The organism is Pseudomonas frederiksbergensis (genome assembly GCF_001874645.1).
GTDB classification, from domain to species: Bacteria; Pseudomonadota; Gammaproteobacteria; order Pseudomonadales; family Pseudomonadaceae; genus Aquipseudomonas; species Aquipseudomonas frederiksbergensis_B.
On record NZ_CP017886.1, the window covers coordinates 4,936,039 to 4,953,912 of the forward strand.

Annotated in this window: 18 protein-coding genes; 10 read left to right on the forward strand and 8 right to left on the reverse strand. The window is 59.1% G+C overall.

Features of this window, described 5'->3' with window-relative positions; translation table 11 throughout:
* Positions 1-7 precede the first annotated feature (7 nt).
* The gene (locus tag BLL42_RS23670; RefSeq protein ID WP_071554689.1) at positions 8-1,171 is read right to left on the reverse strand and encodes an isovaleryl-CoA dehydrogenase; all 1,164 of its coding nucleotides are present in this window, start codon (positions 1,169-1,171) and stop codon (positions 8-10) included.
* A 250-nt stretch (positions 1,172-1,421) separates the two neighbouring features.
* Between BLL42_RS23670 and BLL42_RS23675 the strand changes: the two genes are divergently transcribed.
* Positions 1,422-3,116, forward strand: a complete 1,695-nt coding sequence (locus tag BLL42_RS23675) for an AMP-binding protein (RefSeq protein WP_071554691.1) — start codon at positions 1,422-1,424, stop codon at positions 3,114-3,116.
* Positions 3,117-3,769: 653 nt separating this feature from the next.
* On the opposite strand, the gene BLL42_RS23680 is transcribed toward BLL42_RS23675, so the two are convergent.
* From BLL42_RS23680 to BLL42_RS23690, 3 genes are all read right to left on the reverse strand, one after another.
* A complete protein-coding gene (locus BLL42_RS23680) occupies positions 3,770-4,669 on the reverse strand; it encodes a hydroxymethylglutaryl-CoA lyase (RefSeq protein ID WP_071554693.1) in 900 nt (299 codons plus the stop codon).
* Between the two features lie 67 nt (positions 4,670-4,736).
* The gene (locus BLL42_RS23685) at positions 4,737-5,135 is read right to left on the reverse strand and encodes a MerR family transcriptional regulator (protein WP_071554695.1); all 399 of its coding nucleotides are present in this window, start codon (positions 5,133-5,135) and stop codon (positions 4,737-4,739) included.
* Positions 5,136-5,264: 129 nt separating this feature from the next.
* Positions 5,265-6,200 carry a LysR family transcriptional regulator gene (locus tag BLL42_RS23690; protein WP_071554697.1) on the reverse strand — a complete coding sequence of 312 codons (936 nt, stop codon included), beginning with the start codon at positions 6,198-6,200 and terminating at the stop codon, positions 5,265-5,267.
* 186 nt (positions 6,201-6,386) lie between these two features.
* On the opposite strand from BLL42_RS23690, the gene BLL42_RS23695 reads away from it, so the two are divergent.
* The gene (locus BLL42_RS23695) at positions 6,387-7,616 is read left to right on the forward strand and encodes an acyl-CoA dehydrogenase (RefSeq protein WP_071554699.1); all 1,230 of its coding nucleotides are present in this window, start codon (positions 6,387-6,389) and stop codon (positions 7,614-7,616) included.
* A 69-nt stretch (positions 7,617-7,685) separates the two neighbouring features.
* Here BLL42_RS23695 and ftrA read toward each other — a convergent pair whose 3' ends face one another.
* Positions 7,686-8,663, reverse strand: coding sequence for a transcriptional regulator FtrA (ftrA, locus tag BLL42_RS23700; protein ID WP_071554700.1), 978 nt, complete (start codon positions 8,661-8,663; stop codon positions 7,686-7,688).
* A 100-nt stretch (positions 8,664-8,763) separates the two neighbouring features.
* On the opposite strand from ftrA, the gene BLL42_RS23705 reads away from it, so the two are divergent.
* Complete coding sequence (locus BLL42_RS23705; RefSeq protein WP_071554702.1) at positions 8,764-9,198, forward strand: rhodanese-like domain-containing protein; 435 nt, start codon at positions 8,764-8,766, stop codon at positions 9,196-9,198.
* Between the two features lie 183 nt (positions 9,199-9,381).
* Here the strand turns inward: BLL42_RS23705 and BLL42_RS23710 are convergent, their stop codons facing one another.
* The gene (locus BLL42_RS23710) at positions 9,382-10,035 is read right to left on the reverse strand and encodes a type 1 glutamine amidotransferase (RefSeq protein WP_071554704.1); all 654 of its coding nucleotides are present in this window, start codon (positions 10,033-10,035) and stop codon (positions 9,382-9,384) included.
* 279 nt (positions 10,036-10,314) lie between these two features.
* Between BLL42_RS23710 and aotJ the strand changes: the two genes are divergently transcribed.
* From aotJ to BLL42_RS23725, 3 genes are all read left to right on the forward strand, one after another.
* Entirely contained in the window at positions 10,315-11,094 is a 780-nt protein-coding gene (aotJ, locus tag BLL42_RS23715) for an L-arginine-binding protein AotJ (protein ID WP_071554706.1), read from the forward strand.
* Positions 11,095-11,267: 173 nt separating this feature from the next.
* Positions 11,268-12,380: a succinylglutamate desuccinylase/aspartoacylase family protein gene (locus BLL42_RS23720; protein WP_071554708.1), complete on the forward strand. Its 1,113-nt coding sequence runs from the start codon at positions 11,268-11,270 to the stop codon at positions 12,378-12,380.
* Positions 12,381-12,820: 440 nt separating this feature from the next.
* Positions 12,821-13,531 carry an alpha/beta hydrolase gene (locus tag BLL42_RS23725; RefSeq protein WP_071554710.1) on the forward strand — a complete coding sequence of 237 codons (711 nt, stop codon included), beginning with the start codon at positions 12,821-12,823 and terminating at the stop codon, positions 13,529-13,531.
* 9 nt (positions 13,532-13,540) lie between these two features.
* Here the strand turns inward: BLL42_RS23725 and BLL42_RS23730 are convergent, their stop codons facing one another.
* A complete protein-coding gene (locus tag BLL42_RS23730) occupies positions 13,541-14,119 on the reverse strand; it encodes a DcrB/PsbP domain-containing protein (protein WP_071554712.1) in 579 nt (192 codons plus the stop codon).
* A 286-nt stretch (positions 14,120-14,405) separates the two neighbouring features.
* Here BLL42_RS23730 and BLL42_RS23735 point away from each other — a divergent pair, with 286 nt between their 5' ends.
* The 4 genes from BLL42_RS23735 (at position 14,406) to BLL42_RS23750 (ending at position 16,732) form a co-directional block, all read left to right on the forward strand.
* Positions 14,406-14,573 (forward strand): metallothionein, encoded by a 168-nt coding sequence (locus tag BLL42_RS23735; RefSeq protein ID WP_071554713.1) that lies wholly within the window; start codon positions 14,406-14,408, stop codon positions 14,571-14,573.
* A gap of 116 nt (positions 14,574-14,689) precedes the next feature.
* Positions 14,690-15,478, forward strand: a complete 789-nt coding sequence (locus tag BLL42_RS23740) for an AraC family transcriptional regulator (protein ID WP_071554715.1) — start codon at positions 14,690-14,692, stop codon at positions 15,476-15,478.
* Between the two features lie 93 nt (positions 15,479-15,571).
* Complete coding sequence (locus BLL42_RS23745) at positions 15,572-15,745, forward strand: DUF1427 family protein (RefSeq protein WP_071554717.1); 174 nt, start codon at positions 15,572-15,574, stop codon at positions 15,743-15,745.
* A 30-nt stretch (positions 15,746-15,775) separates the two neighbouring features.
* A complete protein-coding gene (locus BLL42_RS23750; protein ID WP_071554719.1) occupies positions 15,776-16,732 on the forward strand; it encodes a quinone oxidoreductase family protein in 957 nt (318 codons plus the stop codon).
* Between the two features lie 97 nt (positions 16,733-16,829).
* Here the strand turns inward: BLL42_RS23750 and BLL42_RS23755 are convergent, their stop codons facing one another.
* Positions 16,830-17,864, reverse strand: coding sequence for a purine-nucleoside phosphorylase (locus BLL42_RS23755; protein WP_071554721.1), 1,035 nt, complete (start codon positions 17,862-17,864; stop codon positions 16,830-16,832).
* Positions 17,865-17,874: the final 10 nt, after the last annotated feature.

Sequence of the window (17,874 nt, forward strand, 5' to 3'; positions counted from 1 at the left end):
AGCTCCGTTAGCGGGTTTCGTTAAACAGTTCGCGACCGATCAGCATGCGACGGATCTCACTGGTGCCTGCGCCGATTTCGTACAGCTTGGCGTCACGCAGCAGACGACCTGCCGGGAACTCATTGATGTAGCCGTTGCCACCGAGAATCTGGATTGCGTCGAGGGCCATTTGTGTGGCGCGTTCGGCGCTGTAAAGGATCACGCCGGCAGCGTCCTTGCGGGTGGTTTCGCCTCGCTCGCAGGCCAGGGCCACCGCGTACAGGTAAGCGCGGCTGGCATTGAGTTGGGTGTACATGTCGGCGACCTTGCCCTGAATCAGCTGGAATTCGCCGATGCTTTGGCCAAATTGTTTGCGGTCGTGGATATACGGAACGATGAGGTCCATGCAGGCTTGCATGATCCCGGTTGGCCCGCCGGAGAGCACCACGCGCTCGTAGTCGAGGCCACTCATCAGCACTTTCACGCCACCGTTCAGTACGCCGAGGATGTTTTCTTCCGGAACTTCAACGTCGTCGAAAAACAGCTCACAGGTGTTCGAACCGCGCATGCCGAGCTTGTCGAATTTGTTGCTGCGGCTGAAGCCTTTCGAGTCGCGTTCGACGATAAAGGCGGTGATGCCATGCGGGCCCTTTTCCAGGTCGGTTTTGGCATAGATCACATAAGTGTTGGCGTCCGGACCGTTGGTGATCCAGGTCTTGCTGCCATTGAGCACATAGTGGTCGCCACGTTTGTCGGCGCGCAGTTTCATCGAAACCACGTCGGATCCGGCATTCGGTTCGCTCATGGCCAGTGCGCCGATGTATTCGCCGCTGATCAGCTTCGGCAGGTACTTGGCTTTCTGTTCGTGGGTGCCGTTGCGATTGATCTGGTTGACGCAGAGGTTGGAGTGGGCGCCATAGGAAAGGGCGACCGAGGCCGAGCCACGGCTGATTTCTTCCATCGCCACCACGTGCGCCAGATAGCCCAGACCGGCACCGCCGTATTCTTCCGGAACGGTAATCCCCAGCAACCCCATGTCGCCGAATTTACGCCATAGGTCAGCAGGGAACAGGTTATCGATATCGATCTGTGCTGCGCGCGGGGCGATCTCTTTGCTGACAAAGGCGCGCACCTGGTCACGCAGCATGTCGATGGTTTCGCCGAGGGCAAAGTTCAGGGTCGGATAGCTCATGGGGGCACCTTCAAACTTGTTTTTATAAATGGAAAGTCGGCCTGCAAGTACGCCGAATCGACTGTCACCTTTACGTTAACGTAAGCCTGTGACGAATGGCTGTCAATCACCCTTTACGTTAACGTCAACTTGAGCGAGAGTAGGGGCAGTTTCGACGTTGAAAATCGAACCGTTTGCGTAGGAACAGGTAAGCCTGGCACCGGCAAAGGTTCAACCGTCTCACCCACTAAAAAAGACAATAGGGGTCGTCATGGATCAACACAGTACTCACCCACAGCACAGCTATAGCCGTGGCTCGCAGGACCAAGCCTTGCTGGCGATGACCATCGGTCAGACGTTTGATAACACCGTCGCGAAGTACCCCCAGGGCGAAGCATTGGTGGTGCGTCATCAGCAACTTCGCTACAGCTGGGCGCAATTGGCCGAAGCGGTCGATTTGCACGCCAGAGCGCTGCTGGCGTTGGGTTTGCAGACCGGTGACCGTCTTGGCATCTGGGCGCCAAACTGTGCGCAGTGGTGCATCAGCCAGTTTGCCAGCGCAAAGATCGGAGCGATTCTGGTCAACATCAATCCGGCCTATCGCAGTTCCGAACTTGAGTACGTGTTGAAGCAATCGGGCTGCCAATGGCTGGTGTGTGCCGGTTCGTTCAAGACTTCCGATTACCACGCCATGCTGCAAGGCCTGGCGCCGGAACTGGCCGAGCAATCCATTGGCCGTTTGCAATCTGAGCGCCTGCCGGATTTACGCGGTGTGATCAGCCTCGACGCGCAACCGCCATCAGGCTTTTTGCCATGGTCGCAACTGGCGGATCTTGGCGCCGGAGTGCCGGTCGAACAGCTTAAAGTGCGCCAAAACAGCCTGCATTTCGACCAGGCAGTGAACATTCAATACACCTCGGGCACCACGGGTTTTCCCAAGGGCGCGACCCTCAGTCACTACAACATTCTCAACAATGGTTACATGGTCGGAGAAAGCCTCGGGCTGACCGCCAGTGATCGTCTGGTGATCCCGGTGCCGCTGTATCACTGCTTCGGCATGGTCATGGGTAATTTGGGTTGCGTCACCCATGGCAGCACCATGATTTACCCCAACGATGCGTTCGACCCGTTGTTGACGTTGACCACTGTTGCGCATGAGAAAGCCACCGCGTTGTATGGTGTGCCGACCATGTTCATTTCGATGCTTGATCAACCGCGTCGCGCTGAGTTCGACTTGTCGACGCTGCGTACCGGGATCATGGCCGGGGCAACGTGCCCGATTGAAGTCATGCGCCGGGTCATCAGCGAGATGCACATGAGCGAAGTGCAGATTGCCTACGGCATGACGGAAACCAGTCCGGTGTCGTTACAGACCGGTCCGTCAGACAACCTGGAGTTGCGCGTCACCACGGTCGGCCGCACCCAGCCGCAGCTGGAAAGCAAAATCATCGATGAGGCGGGCAATCTGGTGCCCCGTGGGACCCTCGGTGAATTGTGCACTCGCGGTTACAGTGTGATGCTCGGTTACTGGAACAACCCGCAAGGCACGGCCGAGGCAATCGATCAGGCCGGCTGGATGCACACCGGCGATCTGGCGACCATGAACGAAGACGGCTACGTCTGCATTGCCGGACGTAACAAGGACATGATCATTCGCGGTGGAGAGAATATTTACCCGCGAGAACTGGAAGAGTTTTTCTTCACCCATCCGGCGGTAGCGGATGTGCAGATCATCGGCATTCCATGCGAGAAGTACGGTGAGGAGATCGTTGCCTGGATCAAGTTTCACCCGGGCCATAGCGTGAGTGAGCAGGAGCTGCAAGCCTGGAGCAAGGAACGCATTGCGCACTTCAAGACGCCGCGCTACTTCAAATTCGTCGAGGAATTTCCGATGACCGTGACCGGCAAGATCCAGAAGTTCCGGATGCGCGAGATCAGTATCGAGGAGTTGAAAGTAACCCGGTAGGAGCTGCCGAAGGTTCGGGCCGCGTTCGGACGATCTTTGCCGCTTTATCGCCGTGGGGATGAAGATCAAAAGATCGCAGGCTGCGCCAGCTCCTACGAAGGTCAGCGATCTTTTACGGAATCGCAGAAAGCACAAAGGGGAGCCGAAGCTCCCCTTTAATGTGTCGTTGCCTGCTCTTTTTTTATTATTAAGGGGCGGTCTGTTGTTGTTTTTGGCAACCGTGACCCTTTACAGCTGTTTTGGGCGACCCCCATCCGGGGTCAAGAGCAAACGTATTTTTTTGAGCGCTGATCTGCCTTTTCGTCAAGCGATCCAACCAGTTCGGGAGCTACCTGAAGGTAGTTTTATTGTTCTCTGCCCGGTTGCGGGTTACTGCAAGCAGCACCCTGAAAAGCATACCTTCTCCAAAAAAATCTGTTAGCTGCGTCTCTGCCGTGTTGTTTTTGTTATGTCAGAGTCGTTACGTCTTATTTTTATTAGGTTTGCTGCTTTTTATTCTTGTTATGCCATAGAGATAGCAGGAGCCATGCCAACTTTATAAAATACTTTAAAATCAATCACTTAGAATTTTGTGGGATATTTCATTCATAAAAATTCGGTCAGATTGTTTCCGTGTTACTCGTTTTGTTGAGGGGCGGTAACACCCCGACACATCACTTCGCGCTACGAGCCTTCGCTACGCGTGAACCGGTGGGGCGACCCAGCACAGTGCAGATCTGCTGGCCAGCCAGAATCAGTTTCTCCATGTCGACACCGGTCTCGATGCCCAGGCCGTTGAGCAGGTACAGCACGTCTTCGGTGGCAACGTTACCGCTGGCGCCCCTGGCGTACGGGCAGCCGCCGAGGCCGGCGATGGAACTGTCGAACACTGCGATCCCTTCCAGCAGGCTGGCGTAGATGTTGGCCATGGCCTGACCGTAGGTGTCGTGGAAATGCCCGGCCAGCTTGTCCCGTGGTACGTCGGCTGAAACCACGTCGAACATCTTGCGTGTTGCGCCCGCGGTGCCGGTGCCGATGGTGTCACCGAGGGAGACTTCGTAGCAGCCCATGGCGTACAACTCGCGTGCGACCCACGCGACTTGCTCAGGCGCCACGTCACCCTCGTAAGGACAGCCGAGCACGCAGGACACGTAACCGCGCACGCTGACGCCGTGTTGTCTGGCGGCGTCCATGATCGGCACGAAACGCTCCAGGCTTTCGCTGATCGAGCAATTGATGTTGCGTTGCGAGAAGGCTTCGGACGCGGCCGCAAACACCGCGACCTCTTTGACCCCGGCAGCGATCGCGTCTTCGAACCCGCGCAGGTTCGGCGCCAGTGCGCCATAGGTCACCCCGGGCTTGCGCTGGATCTGCGCGAAAACTTCGGCTGAGCCGGCCATTTGCGGTACCCATTTGGGCGACACGAAACTGCCGACTTCTATATAGCCAAGGCCGGCGGCGCTGAGTGCGTCGACCAACTGCACCTTGTCCGCGACGCTGATGGGTTGGGCTTCGTTCTGCAGACCATCGCGTGGGCCGACTTCGATCAGGCGTACGTGGGCGGGGAGGGACATAGCAAAGGACCTGTTGTGATTGTTTGAATGTTCAGAGAACCTTGTGGGAGCGGGCTGCGTATACCTGCTAAACAGCCTGCTGGCTCTTGATCGTCTGTTCCAGCGCCTGGACGCAGCGCTCTTCAGCGGTATCGAGTTCCAGCTTCATCTGTTCGATATCCAGCAGTTGCTGCTCAAGCTGTTCACGGCGTTCGGTGATTTTTGCCAGCATGCTGTGCAGCTGTTTCTGATTGCCGCTGGTGGGGTCGTAGAGCTCGATCAATTCGCGGCATTCGGCCAGGGAAAAGCCGATTCGCTTGCCGCGCAGGATCAGCTTCAGGCTGACCTTGTCACGTGGCGAGTAGATACGTTCCTGGCCGCGACGCTCAGGGCTGAGCAGGCCTTGCTCTTCGTAAAAGCGAATGGCGCGGGTGGTGATGTCGAGTTCGCGGGCGAGGTCGGAGATGCTGTAGGTCTGGCTGCTCATGGGCGCGCTCGAAAGAAGGTCATGGCGCTAAGCTAATTCCAGGTTGACGTAAACGTCAAGGGAGAAAAGATCGCAGGCTGCAGCTTTACGGTGTAGGAGCTGGCGCAGCCTGCGATCTTTTGATCTTCCTCAAACCAACTGCTTGTCGAGTTTCTTCTCATGCGCCGTCACCTGCTGGCTCAACTCGATCATTTGCTCGCGCATCCAGCGGTTGGCCGGGTCCTGGTCGGTGCTTTCGTGCCAGTAAAGGTGGGTTTCCACCGGCGGCACATCATTGACCGGCAGGTTAAAGGCGTGCAGGTCATGACGTCGGGCGAAACGTTCCGGCACGGTCATCACCATGTCGGTCTGTTGCAACACCTGAGAGGCCATCAGATAGTGTTGCGAACGCAGGGCGATCTTGCGCTGGATGCCCATTTTGCCCAACGCCAGGTCGACATGGCCGAGGCCGCTACGACGGCTGGAAATGTGGATGTGGGTCAATGACAGGTAATCGTCGAGGGTGAACTTTTCCTTGCTCGCCATCGGATGGCCCTTGCGCATGGCACACACATAGCGGTCTTCCATCAACTTGACGTGGCGCACTTGCGGGTCGGTGTTGAGCGGTGCATCGACGGCAAAGTCCAGGCGACCAGCGGCGAGTTCCTTGGTGGTCTCGCGGCGTTTGGACAGAAAGCTCTCGATGATCACCGTTGGCGCCAGACGCCGCAAGCGCTGGAACAGCGGCGGCAGGATCACTGCTTCGGTGAGGTCGGTCATGCTGATGCGATACGTCTTGACCGCCTGCAGCGGGTTGAAAATCCGGCTTTCCTGCACCGATACCCGCAGTAACGACAAGGCGTTACGTACCGGGCCGATGATGTTTTGCGCCATGGGCGTGGGCACCATGCCCTGGGCGGTACGCACGAACAACGGATCGTTGAAGGTCTCGCGCAGGCGGGCCAGAGCGTTCGACACCGCCGGCTGGGTAATGCCGACAATCTGCCCGGCACGGGTCAGGTTGGCTTCGGTGTAGATCGCGTCAAAGACGATGAAAAGGTTGAGGTCGACCTTGCTTAGATTCATTGCGCGCACTCTTATTGGTGGGGCCGGTTATCGAGGCGGTGGGGCCTTGGCGATCTGCCGATCATATATCGGTGATGAATGTTAATACACGCCGAGAATAGGCTAGGTAAATTATCAACGCTGATCTAGCATCGATTCATGACCTCAACAACGTCTTCAACACCTCGTCAAAAAAGGTAGCTGCCCATGGATTTCGCCTATTCCCCCAAGGTCCAGGAACTGCGTGAACGCGTGACTGCGTTCATGGATGCCTACGTTTATCCAGCCGAAGCGGTGTTTGAACGCCAGGTCGCCGAAGGCGATCGCTGGCAGCCGACCGCAATCATGGAGGCGCTGAAAAACAAGGCCAAGGATGAAGGCTTGTGGAACCTGTTTTTGCCGGAATCCGAACTGGGCGCCGGCCTGACCAACCTGGAATACGCGCCATTGGCTGAAATCATGGGCCGCTCCTTGCTCGGGCCTGAGCCGTTCAACTGCTCGGCGCCGGACACCGGCAACATGGAAGTGCTGGTGCGCTACGCCAACGAAGAGCAAAAGCAACGTTGGCTGGAACCACTGCTGCGTGGCGAGATCCGTTCGGCGTTCGCCATGACCGAGCCGGACGTAGCGTCCTCCGACGCCACCAACATGGCCGCTCGTGCGATGCGTGATGGCGACGAGTGGGTGATCAACGGCAAGAAGTGGTGGACCTCCGGCGCATGCGATCCACGCTGCAAAATCCTGATTTTCATGGGCCTGAGCAATCCCGACGCACCGCGCCACCAGCAGCACTCGATGATTCTGGTACCGGTGGATGCTCCCGGGGTGAAGATTGTTCGTCCGCTGCCGGTGTTTGGTTACGACGACGCGCCTCACGGTCACGCCGAAGTGCTGTTCGAAAACGTCCGCGTACCTTATGAAAACGTTCTGCTGGGTGAGGGCCGTGGCTTCGAGATTGCCCAGGGACGCCTTGGCCCAGGCCGGATTCACCACTGCATGCGCTCGATCGGCATGGCGGAGCGCGCACTGGAATTGATGTGCAAACGTTCGATCAACCGCACCGCATTCGGTAAACCGCTGGCGCGGTTAGGCGGCAATATCGACAAGATCGCCGACTCGCGGATGGAAATCGACATGGCGCGGCTGCTGACCCTCAAAGCGGCCTACATGATGGACACCGTGGGCAACAAAGTGGCGAAAAGCGAAATCGCCCAGATTAAGGTGGTGGCGCCGAACGTGGCTTTGAAGGTGATCGACCGGGCGATTCAGATCCACGGTGGCGCGGGCGTTTCCAACGATTTCCCGCTGGCTTACATGTACGCCATGCAACGGACGCTGCGTCTGGCCGATGGCCCGGACGAAGTGCATCGTGCGGCGATCGGCAAGTTTGAAATCGGCAAATACGTACCGAAAGAAATGCTGCGCAGCGGGCACTAAATCCCGGCGCTGTACTTCACCCGCAAACGCAGTACTGCGTTTGTGGGTGAGTGCATTTGCAACCATTCCTCACATCGGTAGCGCTTTCACCTCGCGGCCAAACCGCTCCCGATACACCGACGGCGGCAGCCCGACCACGCTGCGAAACGCCACCCGGAAACTCTCCACCGAACGGTAACCACACTGCTGTGCGATGGACTCAGTATTGTGGGCGCTGCTTTCCAGCAATTCCCGGGCGCGTGCCAGCCGTTGTTGTTGCAGCCAGGATTTGGGCGAGGCACCGGTGGCTTCGCTGAAACGGCGTAAAAAAGTTCGCTCGCTCATGGCCGCCTGGCTCGCCAGTTCGCGTACGCCCAGTGGTTCATGCAGGCGTTCGCGGGCCCACTGCATGACGCGCGACAGATCGTTGCGTGGTGTGCGGCTGACGGGGGCGGGAATGAACTGCGCCTGGCCGCCGGTACGTTGCGGTGACATCACCAGTCGGCGAGCCACCGAGTTGGCAACGTGGGTACCCAAATCGCGCGCCACCAAATGCAGGCACGCATCAATGCCAGCGGCGCTGCCGGCGGACGTGATCAACTGGCCCGCATCGACATACAGTACGTCGGGGTCGACCAGAATGTTCGGGAAGCGCTCGGCCAGCTCCTCGGTATAGCGCCAGTGAGTCGTCGCGCTCAGCCCGTCGAGCAATCCGGTGGCTGCGAGCACGAACACCCCGGAACAGATCGACAGCAGCCGCGCACCTCGGGCATGCGCCTGGCGCAGAGCGATAAGCAGCGCTTCGGGCACCCGTTCAGTGCGGCTGCGCCAACCGGGGATGATGATGGTCCGCGCGGTTTCCAGCAGTTCCATGCCGCCGTCCGCCAATACCTGAATGCCACCCATGGCGCGCATCGGTCCCTGATCGACGCCGACGATCCGGTGTTCGTACCAGGGGAAATCGAACTCCGGCCGCGCCAGGCCGAAGATTTCCACGGCAATCCCGAACTCGAAGGTACAGAGACCGTCGTAGGCCAGTATCGCGACTAATCCGGGTTCGGCGTGCATTTGGCGGAAAATTCCCAGTGAGTGTCTTGTGCGCCACTGTAGCGGTATCACCGAGTTGGATACAGTCCCCTCACGCCCACACATGCTTTGGAGAACACCCATGACCAGTCTGGTTCGCGAAATTCCTGCCGCCCCATCCGCTGTTGCCCTGATGCACTTTCGCAACCGGCTGACCTTTGAAACCGACTGTTTCGACGTTTTTGGCAGCCAGCAGGCCGGTAACGTGGACTTTGTTCTGGTGGATGTGCGCGGTCCGCTGGCTTATGAGCGCGGTCATGTGCCGGGTGCGATCAACATTCCTCAGCGCTTGATCAGCACTGAGGTACTGGCGGCTTATCCGAAAACCACGCTGTTCGTGGTGTATTGCGCCGGGCCACACTGCAACGGCGCGAACAAGGCTGCGGTGAAGCTCGCGGCGCTGGATTACCCGGTCAAGGAAATGATCGGCGGAGTGACGGGGTGGCTGGATGAAGGCTTTGAATTGAGCCACGCAGTTGAACGGCCTGCCAGTGTTGCGATTGGCTGCGAGTGCTGAGCTTTCGATGCTGACCAACTGAATGGCAGGCGTGACGAGCTCCCGTAGCAGCTGGCGAAGCCTGCGTTCGGCTGCGGAGCAGTCGTAAAATCGGGCTCTACGGTCATTCAGGAAAACCGTGGAGTCATTATTTACGAGTGCTACGCCCTCGAACGCAGGCTTCGCCAGCTGCTACGGGGTGTGTCAAACCTTGGACGCGGCGGCGTGCCACTCATCGAGCGTCGCCTGCAACCAGTCGAACACCTGGCGGTAAGCGGCGCTGTCGTCCTGATTCCGGGGCAGGGGCGACTCTTCGCCGAAGTGGGCGTTGAGTAGCGCGACCGACTCGGCGTTCCATTCCGGATGAAACTGCATTCCCACGCGGGTTGAGCCGACTGCGTACATCTGCTGCTCACACTGGGCGCTGCTGGCCAGCAACCGTGCGTCTGGCGGCAGATCAATCGCATCCTCATGCCATTCCAGCACGTTCAATGCGCGCCCATCGGCGAACGTAACCGTGGTCCAGCCGGTTTCGGTCTGGGCCATCCGCCGCACGTTCCCACCCAGGCTCAGGGCCAGCAACTGCGCACCCAGGCAAATCGCGAACACCGGCGCGCCTTGAGCCAGGCTGGCGGTCAGCCATCGACGTTCTTCTGCCAGCCACTGCGGACCTGCATTGGCCTCGTAAGGTCCGCCCAGAATGATTACCGGCGCAGCGCCTGCGGGTGGAAGCTGACCAAGGTCAGCGCGAAACACCTTCAGCGTCAGCCCCCGGGGTTCCGCCCAATCGTCAATCGCGCCCGGGCCTTCGGCAGGGTGGTGCTGGATCAGGTTCAACGAAGTCGAATGCGTGGGCATGACGCTGCTCTCTGGTGGACGGTGGGTTGAACGGTGGTATTTCCGTCAGAACGTGCGGCATCGTGACTGAAAACCAGGCGTTTCTGAAGGCCGTTGCACCGTGCCGGTGCAGGCGATTACCGCGAGAACTGCCTTGGCTACTTTTTTATAACTATCTGTCGCATAAAAACAATTTGCATCCTGAGCGCAGCTCTAGACTGCCGGCCACTTCGATAAAAACTAGCCACAAGCTACCCATCGAATGCTGCCAATAAGAGTCTCCGCACACAGGAGTTGTAAATGAAGAAGCTAGTGATGTTCGGTGCTCTGGCACTGTCCGTGTTGTCCCTGTCGGCCGTGGCCGAAGACGCCAAACCGATCCGTCTGGGGATCGAAGCCGGCTACCCGCCGTTCTCGTTCAAGACGCCTGAAGGCAAACTCAGCGGTTTTGACGTGGACATAGGCGACGCGCTGTGTGAGCAGATGAAAGTCAAATGTACCTGGGTCGAGCAAGAGTTCGATGGCCTGATCCCGGCGCTGAAGGTCAAGAAAATCGACGCGATCCTGTCGTCCATGACCATCACCGACGACCGCAAGAAGAACGTCGACTTCACGATCAAGTACTACCACACCCCGGCACGCTTCGTGATGAAGGAAGGTTCCAACATCAAGGATCCGCTGACCGAGCTCAAGGGCAAGAAAGTCGGTGTACTGCGCGCCAGTACCCACGACCGCTTCGCCACTGAAGTGCTGGTGCCGGCCGGGATCAACCTGGTGCGCTACGGCTCCCAGCAAGAAGCCAACCTGGACATGACTTCCGGCCGCCTCGACGCGATGCTGGCTGACTCGGTCAACCTCGACGACGGCTTCCTGAAAACCGACGCCGGCAAAGGCTTCGCATTCGTTGGCCCGGAATACGAAGACGCCAAATACTTTGGCGGTGGCGCCGGGATTGCGGTGCGCAAAGGCGATAAAGAGCTGACAGACAAGTTCAACACCGCCATCAACGAAATCCGCGCCAACGGCAAGTACAAGCAAGTGCAGGACAAATACTTCAAGTTCGACGTTTACGGCAAGTAATTTCACCGTTCAAAAAGGTGGCTACCGTTAACGCGGTGGCCACCTTTTTTTGCGTCCATATGAATCACCCTGCCTGACACATTTTCTGTAGGAGCTGCCGCAGGCTGCGATCTATTTAGATTTAAGATCGCAGCCTGCGGCAGCTCCTACGAGGTTCAACACAGGAGCCAGCCATGCAACGTATCGATCATCAACTGCCCTGGAGCCACCTCGGCACCGAGCGCAGCCTCAGTGTGTTTCGTTTTGGCGCGGGCTCGCGCAAGGTCTACATTCAGGCCAGCCTGCACGCTGATGAACTGCCGGGCATGCGCACGGCCTGGGAGCTGAAAAAGCGTCTCACCGAACTCGAAGCCCAAGGCCAGCTCAACGGCGTTATCGAATTGGTGCCGGTGGCCAACCCGATTGGCCTGGACCAGCATCTGCAAAGCGCCCACATGGGCCGTTTCGAACTGGGCAGCGGGAAGAATTTCAACCGGGCGTTCTACGAACTCAGCGGCCCGGTGGGTGAGTTGATCGGTTCGCAGTTGGGCAGCGACGCTGATGCCAACATTGCGCTGATCCGTCAGACCATGGGCCAGGTCCTCGACCAGTTGCCGGCACCGGCTTCACAGCTGGAAGCCCTGCATCGGTTGTTGCTGCGTCACGCCTGTGACGCCGACATCACTCTGGATCTGCATTGCGATTTCGAGGCCGCTATCCATATCTATGCGCTGCCGCAACACTGGCCGCAGTGGCAGTCTCTGGCGGCGCGGTTGAAGGCGGGAGTTGCGTTGTTGTGCGAAGACTCGGGTGGCAGTTCGTTCGATGAGTCTTGTTCGTCGCCGTGGTTACGGTTGGCCAAGGCGTTTCCAGAGGCGGCGATTCCACCGGCCAACCTGGCGACGACGCTGGAGTTGGGGAGCATGGGCGACACGCGGGTCGATCAGGCTCAGGCCAATTGCGAGGCGATTCTTGGGTTTCTGGCAGAGCAGGGTTTTATTGCCGGTGAGTGGCCACAAGCGCCAAGTGAGTGCTGTGAGGGGATGCCGCTCGAGGGGACGGAGTATCTGTTTGCACCGCATCACGGGGTGGTGAGTTTTCTGCGTGAGGCGGGTGAGTGGGTCGAGAAGGGCGATGCGTTGTTTGAGGTGGTCGACCCGCTGAGTGATCGGGTGACGGTGGTGTGTGCCGGGACCAGTGGGGTGTTGTTTGCGCTGGACCGCGGGCGGTATACGCAGCCGGGAATCTGGCAGGCGAAGGTAGCAGGAAGGGAGGCGATTCGGGTTGGGAAGTTGGTCAACGATTGAGTCTGGTCTGGCAGACCCATCTCCTGTGGGAGCTGGCTTGCCTGCGATGGCGGCCTGACAGCCGACCAATTTCTCGTAGGAGTACATATCCGTTTCTGCGGTAACAACGGCTTACGGTTCCGCTCTTACAGCGTGTCACTTTGGCAAACGCCCCAAAGTAACCAAAGGTCTCGTCCCAAGCGTACGGCACCTCGCTCCGGCCTTCCGAAGGGGCGGGTGGAGCAAGATCAAAAGCTGCAGGCGAGCTAACGCTCGGCCTGTTGAGTGGTGGGGCGCGCCACTTCATTGTGGGTGGGTGATATCTGTAGGAGCTGCCGCAGGCTGCGATCTTTTGATCTTGGAGGTCTGACAGCCGGCCTGAGTGGTTGGGTTCGGTTTTTTGGAGCGCTGCTTGTGATGTTAGGCTTTGACGCGTATTCGCCGTATTTCTAGGAAGGTCCATGTTCCGGTTTTTTGCTGTGTTGATGTTGATGGTGTCTTCGGTTGCCCAGGCGGCGCTCAACGATGATTTGCCGTTGCCGTACCTTGAGCAATCCAATCCTGATTCGCGCAATCAGCCGTTGGTGATTTTTCTCCACGGTTCCGGCAGTAACGAAGAGGACCTGTTCGATATCAAGGATGAGTTGCCAGCGTCTTACACCTACCTGTCGGTGCGGGCGCCGCAGGCGGTGGAGGAAGGCAGTTATCAGTGGTTCCGCAAAAAGGGCGAAGGGGCCTACGACGGTGAAACCGAAGACCTGAACGTTAGCGCAGGGTTGATCCGCGACTTCGTGGCACAGGCGGCGAAGAAGTATCACACCGAGGCCGATAAGGTGTTTCTGGTGGGGTTCAGCCAGGGCGCGATCATGTCGTATGAAGTCGCCTTGCGTCATCCCGAGGCGGTGCGCGGGATTGCAGCGTTGAGTGGCAAGGTTCTGCCGGTGTTGAGATCGCAGCTCAAGGCCGACAAGGCGCTTGCGCCGCTGGCGATTTTCATCGGTCACGGGACGGCCGACCTGAAACTGCCCTACAGCGATGGCAGCGAGGCCAACAGCCTGTTGCAGAGCATTGCGCTCACGCCTGAATTTCATGCTTATCCGGGCATCGGCCACACCATCAGTGCGACCGAAATGCACGACTTGAACGCCTGGCTGCTGCGGGTCAATCAATAGCCTAGGGGCTTATTTATCGCCAAGGATCTGATTGACCAGTGCCGCATGCCCGGCCTTGTCGTCGGCGCGGGAGATGATCTGGATCAGCATCATGCGCGTACCGGAGCCGGCCAGCAGGCTGGTGTCGAGCGTCAGACCACCGCCCTGAGTGGCGGTGCTGTCGATCTGGCGCAGGCCAAGGCCTTTGACGGTCAGGCTTTTTTCACTTTGCTTGTTGAAGTCAGGCAAGGCTTCGCGTTGCTGAGTGGCGAAACCGGACACTGATTCGTCCAGAAACGCAGCGTCGTTGTCTTTGACGTTCAGGCCATTGGGCAAGGTATTTTCAGCGATGATCAGTACGGTTTTGCTCGCCTGATTGGTGTACATGGTGCCCGTCGCGCCAGCAGTGCCCTTGGCGGCGTCGCCACCGGCCAGTGGGTTGGCGATGAAACCCTGGGGCAGGGTGAAAGTGAATTTACCGCCCAGCGCCGAGATTTTTTGCGCGGGTGCGGTTTTCGCGGCCGGTTGCTTGGCGGCGTAAACGCTCACGGCAGCGAAGCTGGTGACCGCTGTCAGGATCAGGACAACGGCTTTTTTACTAAACGACATGCAAACTCTCCGGGGTAATCGCGCGGTGGCGGCGATCATCCCACGGCCAACCTTGATCACTCCAGCGCGATCTTGAGTCAGGGCGCGAGAGGCGACGTGAGGTCATCAGGCCCGCGAGCATGGGCACGCAGATCGCAATCGCAGATCATGGTTGTGAGTTGCATCGACTACCCTAAGAGGTGAGCGAGGGCCGCCTGTCACGTCGGAACCGGTTTTCCGTGCGGTCATTGCTTCAGGTGCGGCATTGGTGCCGCCTCTGGACGACCACACGCATGGAGTCAGATTGATGAAAGCAACGACCTGCGCCTGCCCCAACTGCAACTGCAAACTGGGTGAGCATTCTATTGTCCGTCACGGCAAACACTATTGCTGTGAGGGTTGCGCCAAGCATCATGAACACGGCGAAGCCTGCACCTCGACGGGTTGCCAGTGCGCCAAGGGGGCTCACGGCTGAAAGCCTCTGCCTGAACGTGGAGCCGGTTGTGCTCCACGTTGAATGGACGTGTCAACTGGCGGCAATCGCGGTGCCTCGTTACCATGAGGCCTTCTCCCTTCTTCACGATCCTGCCCATGGCCCTTGCCGCTCCGCCTGATCTCAGCGACACCGATGTGCCGGTGCAGCCGTTGGCGCGCACCTATCCGCGCGGCCTGTACATCGAGCCGCACGAGCATGTCTGGGGCCAGTTGCTGTATGCGATGAGCGGGGTCATGTGGGTCGAGACACCTGCCGAAGCATTGGTTGTACCGCCGCAACGGGCGGTCTGGTTGCCACCGGGGGTGGTGCATGGGATTCGCGTGGTCTCGGACTTGCAGATGCGCAATATCTACCTGCGTCCCGCGTTGGCTGCGACGCTGGACAGCAGCGTTCAGGTGATCGAGGTCGGCGGTTTGCTGCGCGAGTTGATTCTCGGGTTGGTGGAGCAGGGTGACAACGGACCGGCGGAGTACTACGAGGCGCTGGTGGGGCTGGCCTTGCTGGAGCTGAAACGGGCGAAACGTTCGCTGTTGAAGATTCCCATGCCAGACACCTGCGAGCGGCGGCTGGTCAATCTCTGCCAAGCGGTCATGGCCGCACCGTCGCTGGACATCCCCTTTGAACAGCACGCCGAAAATGCCGGCGCCAGCGTGCGCACGCTGGCGCGGTTGTTCAAGGATGGATTGGGCATGGGCTTTGCCGAGTGGCGGCGTCAAGTGCAATTGGCGATGGCGGTCGCCGAGCTGATCCAGGGCGTGCCGGTCAGCACAATCGCCCGCGAATTGGGCTATTCGCCCAGCAGTTTCAGCGACATGTTTCGCCGCGAGCTGGGTGTTCCACCCTCGCAGTTCGCCCGCGAAGGCGATTTCAGCTCAGCACCGTAGCAGGGCATTTGTCCGAAATCCTGAAGTACTTGGCCGATTGCTTTAGCGACGACTCTCTAGACTCTGCGCATACCCCATTGCACGGAGTTCAGCATGAACTACCTTATTTCATTGGCTATTGGTCTTGGCGTCGGCCTGCTCTACGGCGCGCTGGACTTTCGCTCGCCCGCGCCACCGGCTATTGCGTTGGTGGGGTTGCTGGGCATGTTGGCCGGCGAACAGCTGTGGCCGATGGGGCGGCAGCTGGTGGCTGGCTGGATCTCCTGAAATCCCTTCATTTGTCAGATGGAAGTTCCCATGAAAGCACTGCAATTCGATAAAACCGGTGATCTGGCAGCTCTGCGTTACGTTGAGGTGCCGACCCCGGTTCCGGGTGCCAACGAGGTGTTGGTAGAGATCAAGGCTGCGGGCCTGAATCCCAGCGATGTGAAGAACGTGCTCGGACGTTTTCCCTACACCACGCTGCCACGGATTCCCGGCCGCGACTTCGCCGGCGTGGTGATTGAAGGGCCGCAGGCGCTGATCGGTCAGGAAGTCTGGGGCACGGGCCGTGAGTTGGGCTTTTTCGCCGATGGCTCCCATGCGCAATACGTGAAGCTGCCGGCCAAGGGTGTCGCCCTCAAACCGACGCATTTGAGCTTTGCCCAGGCTGCCAGCCTTGGTGTGCCTTACACCACGGCGTGGGATGCGCTGGAGCGCAGCCTGGTGACCGCGCAAACCCGTCTACTGGTGATTGGTGGTGGCGCAGTGGGTAGCGCGGCGCTGGCGCTGGCGAAAATTCGCGGTGCCCAGGTGTTGGCGGCGGCGCGACGTCCCGAGCAGGTCAAGGCCTTGCAGGCCCAGGGCTTTAACACGATTCAACTGGAAACCCCGGAAGCGTTGGGCGCTCAGGTCAATGCGATTTTCACGGGCGGTGCCGATGTAATTTTCGACACCACCGGTTTCTGGCTGCCGGCGGCGGTAGCGGCGTTGGCCACCTTCGGCCGCATCGCAATCATCGCGGCACCGGTCGATGGGCATGTGCAGCTGCCGGCACTGGCGTTGTATCGCCGTGGCGGCTCGGTGGTCGGGATCAACTCGTTGCTGTACGGCGTCGAAGCCTGCGCGGCAATGCTTGAGCAGTTCGGCCGGTTCTTCGATGAGGGATTGTTGCCATTGCCGGAAGGGCTGGTGGAGTCACCACTGGCCGACGGGCTTGAGCGTTATGCCGAGGTGAATCAGGGCAGCGGCGACAAGGTGATTTTGTTGCCTTGAGGCTGCCCCGTAGGAGCTGCCGAAGGCTGCGATCTGTTTCACGGCAACGTCGAAAATCAAAAGATCGCAGGCTGCGCCAGCTCCCACGGGCGTAGCATTACGCCTCAGGCACACCGTTCTCCCACGCCGACCAGTTCTTCAGAATATCCTGCACCAGCGGGTTGCCGGTGCGGAAGAGGTTTTCCAGGGCCGGCACAAAACCACCCTGATCGGCGTATTTGAGCAAGTTGTCGACTTCGCTGTAACCCGGATACGGACGGTCGAAGTCAGAGCCCGCGCGCACCACCGCCAGGCGCCGAATATCCACCAAACCTTCACGGCTGGCGCGCAGCAGCGCCTCATAGGTCGAGTTGTCTTCCTGCTGAGTCGTGCAGTACACGCCTTTGTTGTCCGTCAGCAAACGGGTCCAGACTTCGGCGCGTTTGCTCAGGCGTGTTCCAGAAAACCAGGTATTGCCCGCCAGGGTGTCGCACTGAGTGACCACTGGTGGTTGATTGGCCGGGGCGTAGGGGTATTTCACCCGCCACGCGGCAGACTCTTTGCTTTCGCTGAGTGCAACGTTCGCGCTCAGGGCGAAGGCTTTGGCTTGCAGCTTTGGGTTGAGTTCGAAGACTTCGGTCTTGTAGTCCAGCGGCGGTTTTTCGTTCGGACCTTTGGTGTTGATGCCGATGTAACCGGTCGGCCACGCTGTAGGGGCGTCCCGCGAGTCCAGTTCCCATTGCGTGCCGAACTCCACCAGATAATGCGCCCACGCGGCGGTGCCAATGGTGCCATGGTGCGGGTTGATACCGGCAATACCGGCGATCAGGAAATAGCTTTTGCGCAGGTCGAATTTCGGTGACACGGCCAATGCCAGCGTGGATGCCGCAGCGTTGGTCTGGCCCATGCCAGTGACCATCAGGCACACCTGCTGTGTATTGCAGCGAATGCTCGGGTACTCGGCGGAGAGTCCCGGAATGCGGATCTCTTGCTTGAGGTCCAGGCGATCAATCCAGGTTTGCGCTTCCGGGGCGAACATGCTGATCAGCATGACTTTCGGCGTGATCGGGGGCTCGGCCGCCCAAGCACTGAAAGAGAGCAGGGCACTGCAGGCCAGACCGGCAGACAGAGAAAGGCGAGTCATTACGTGCATGGAACCTCCT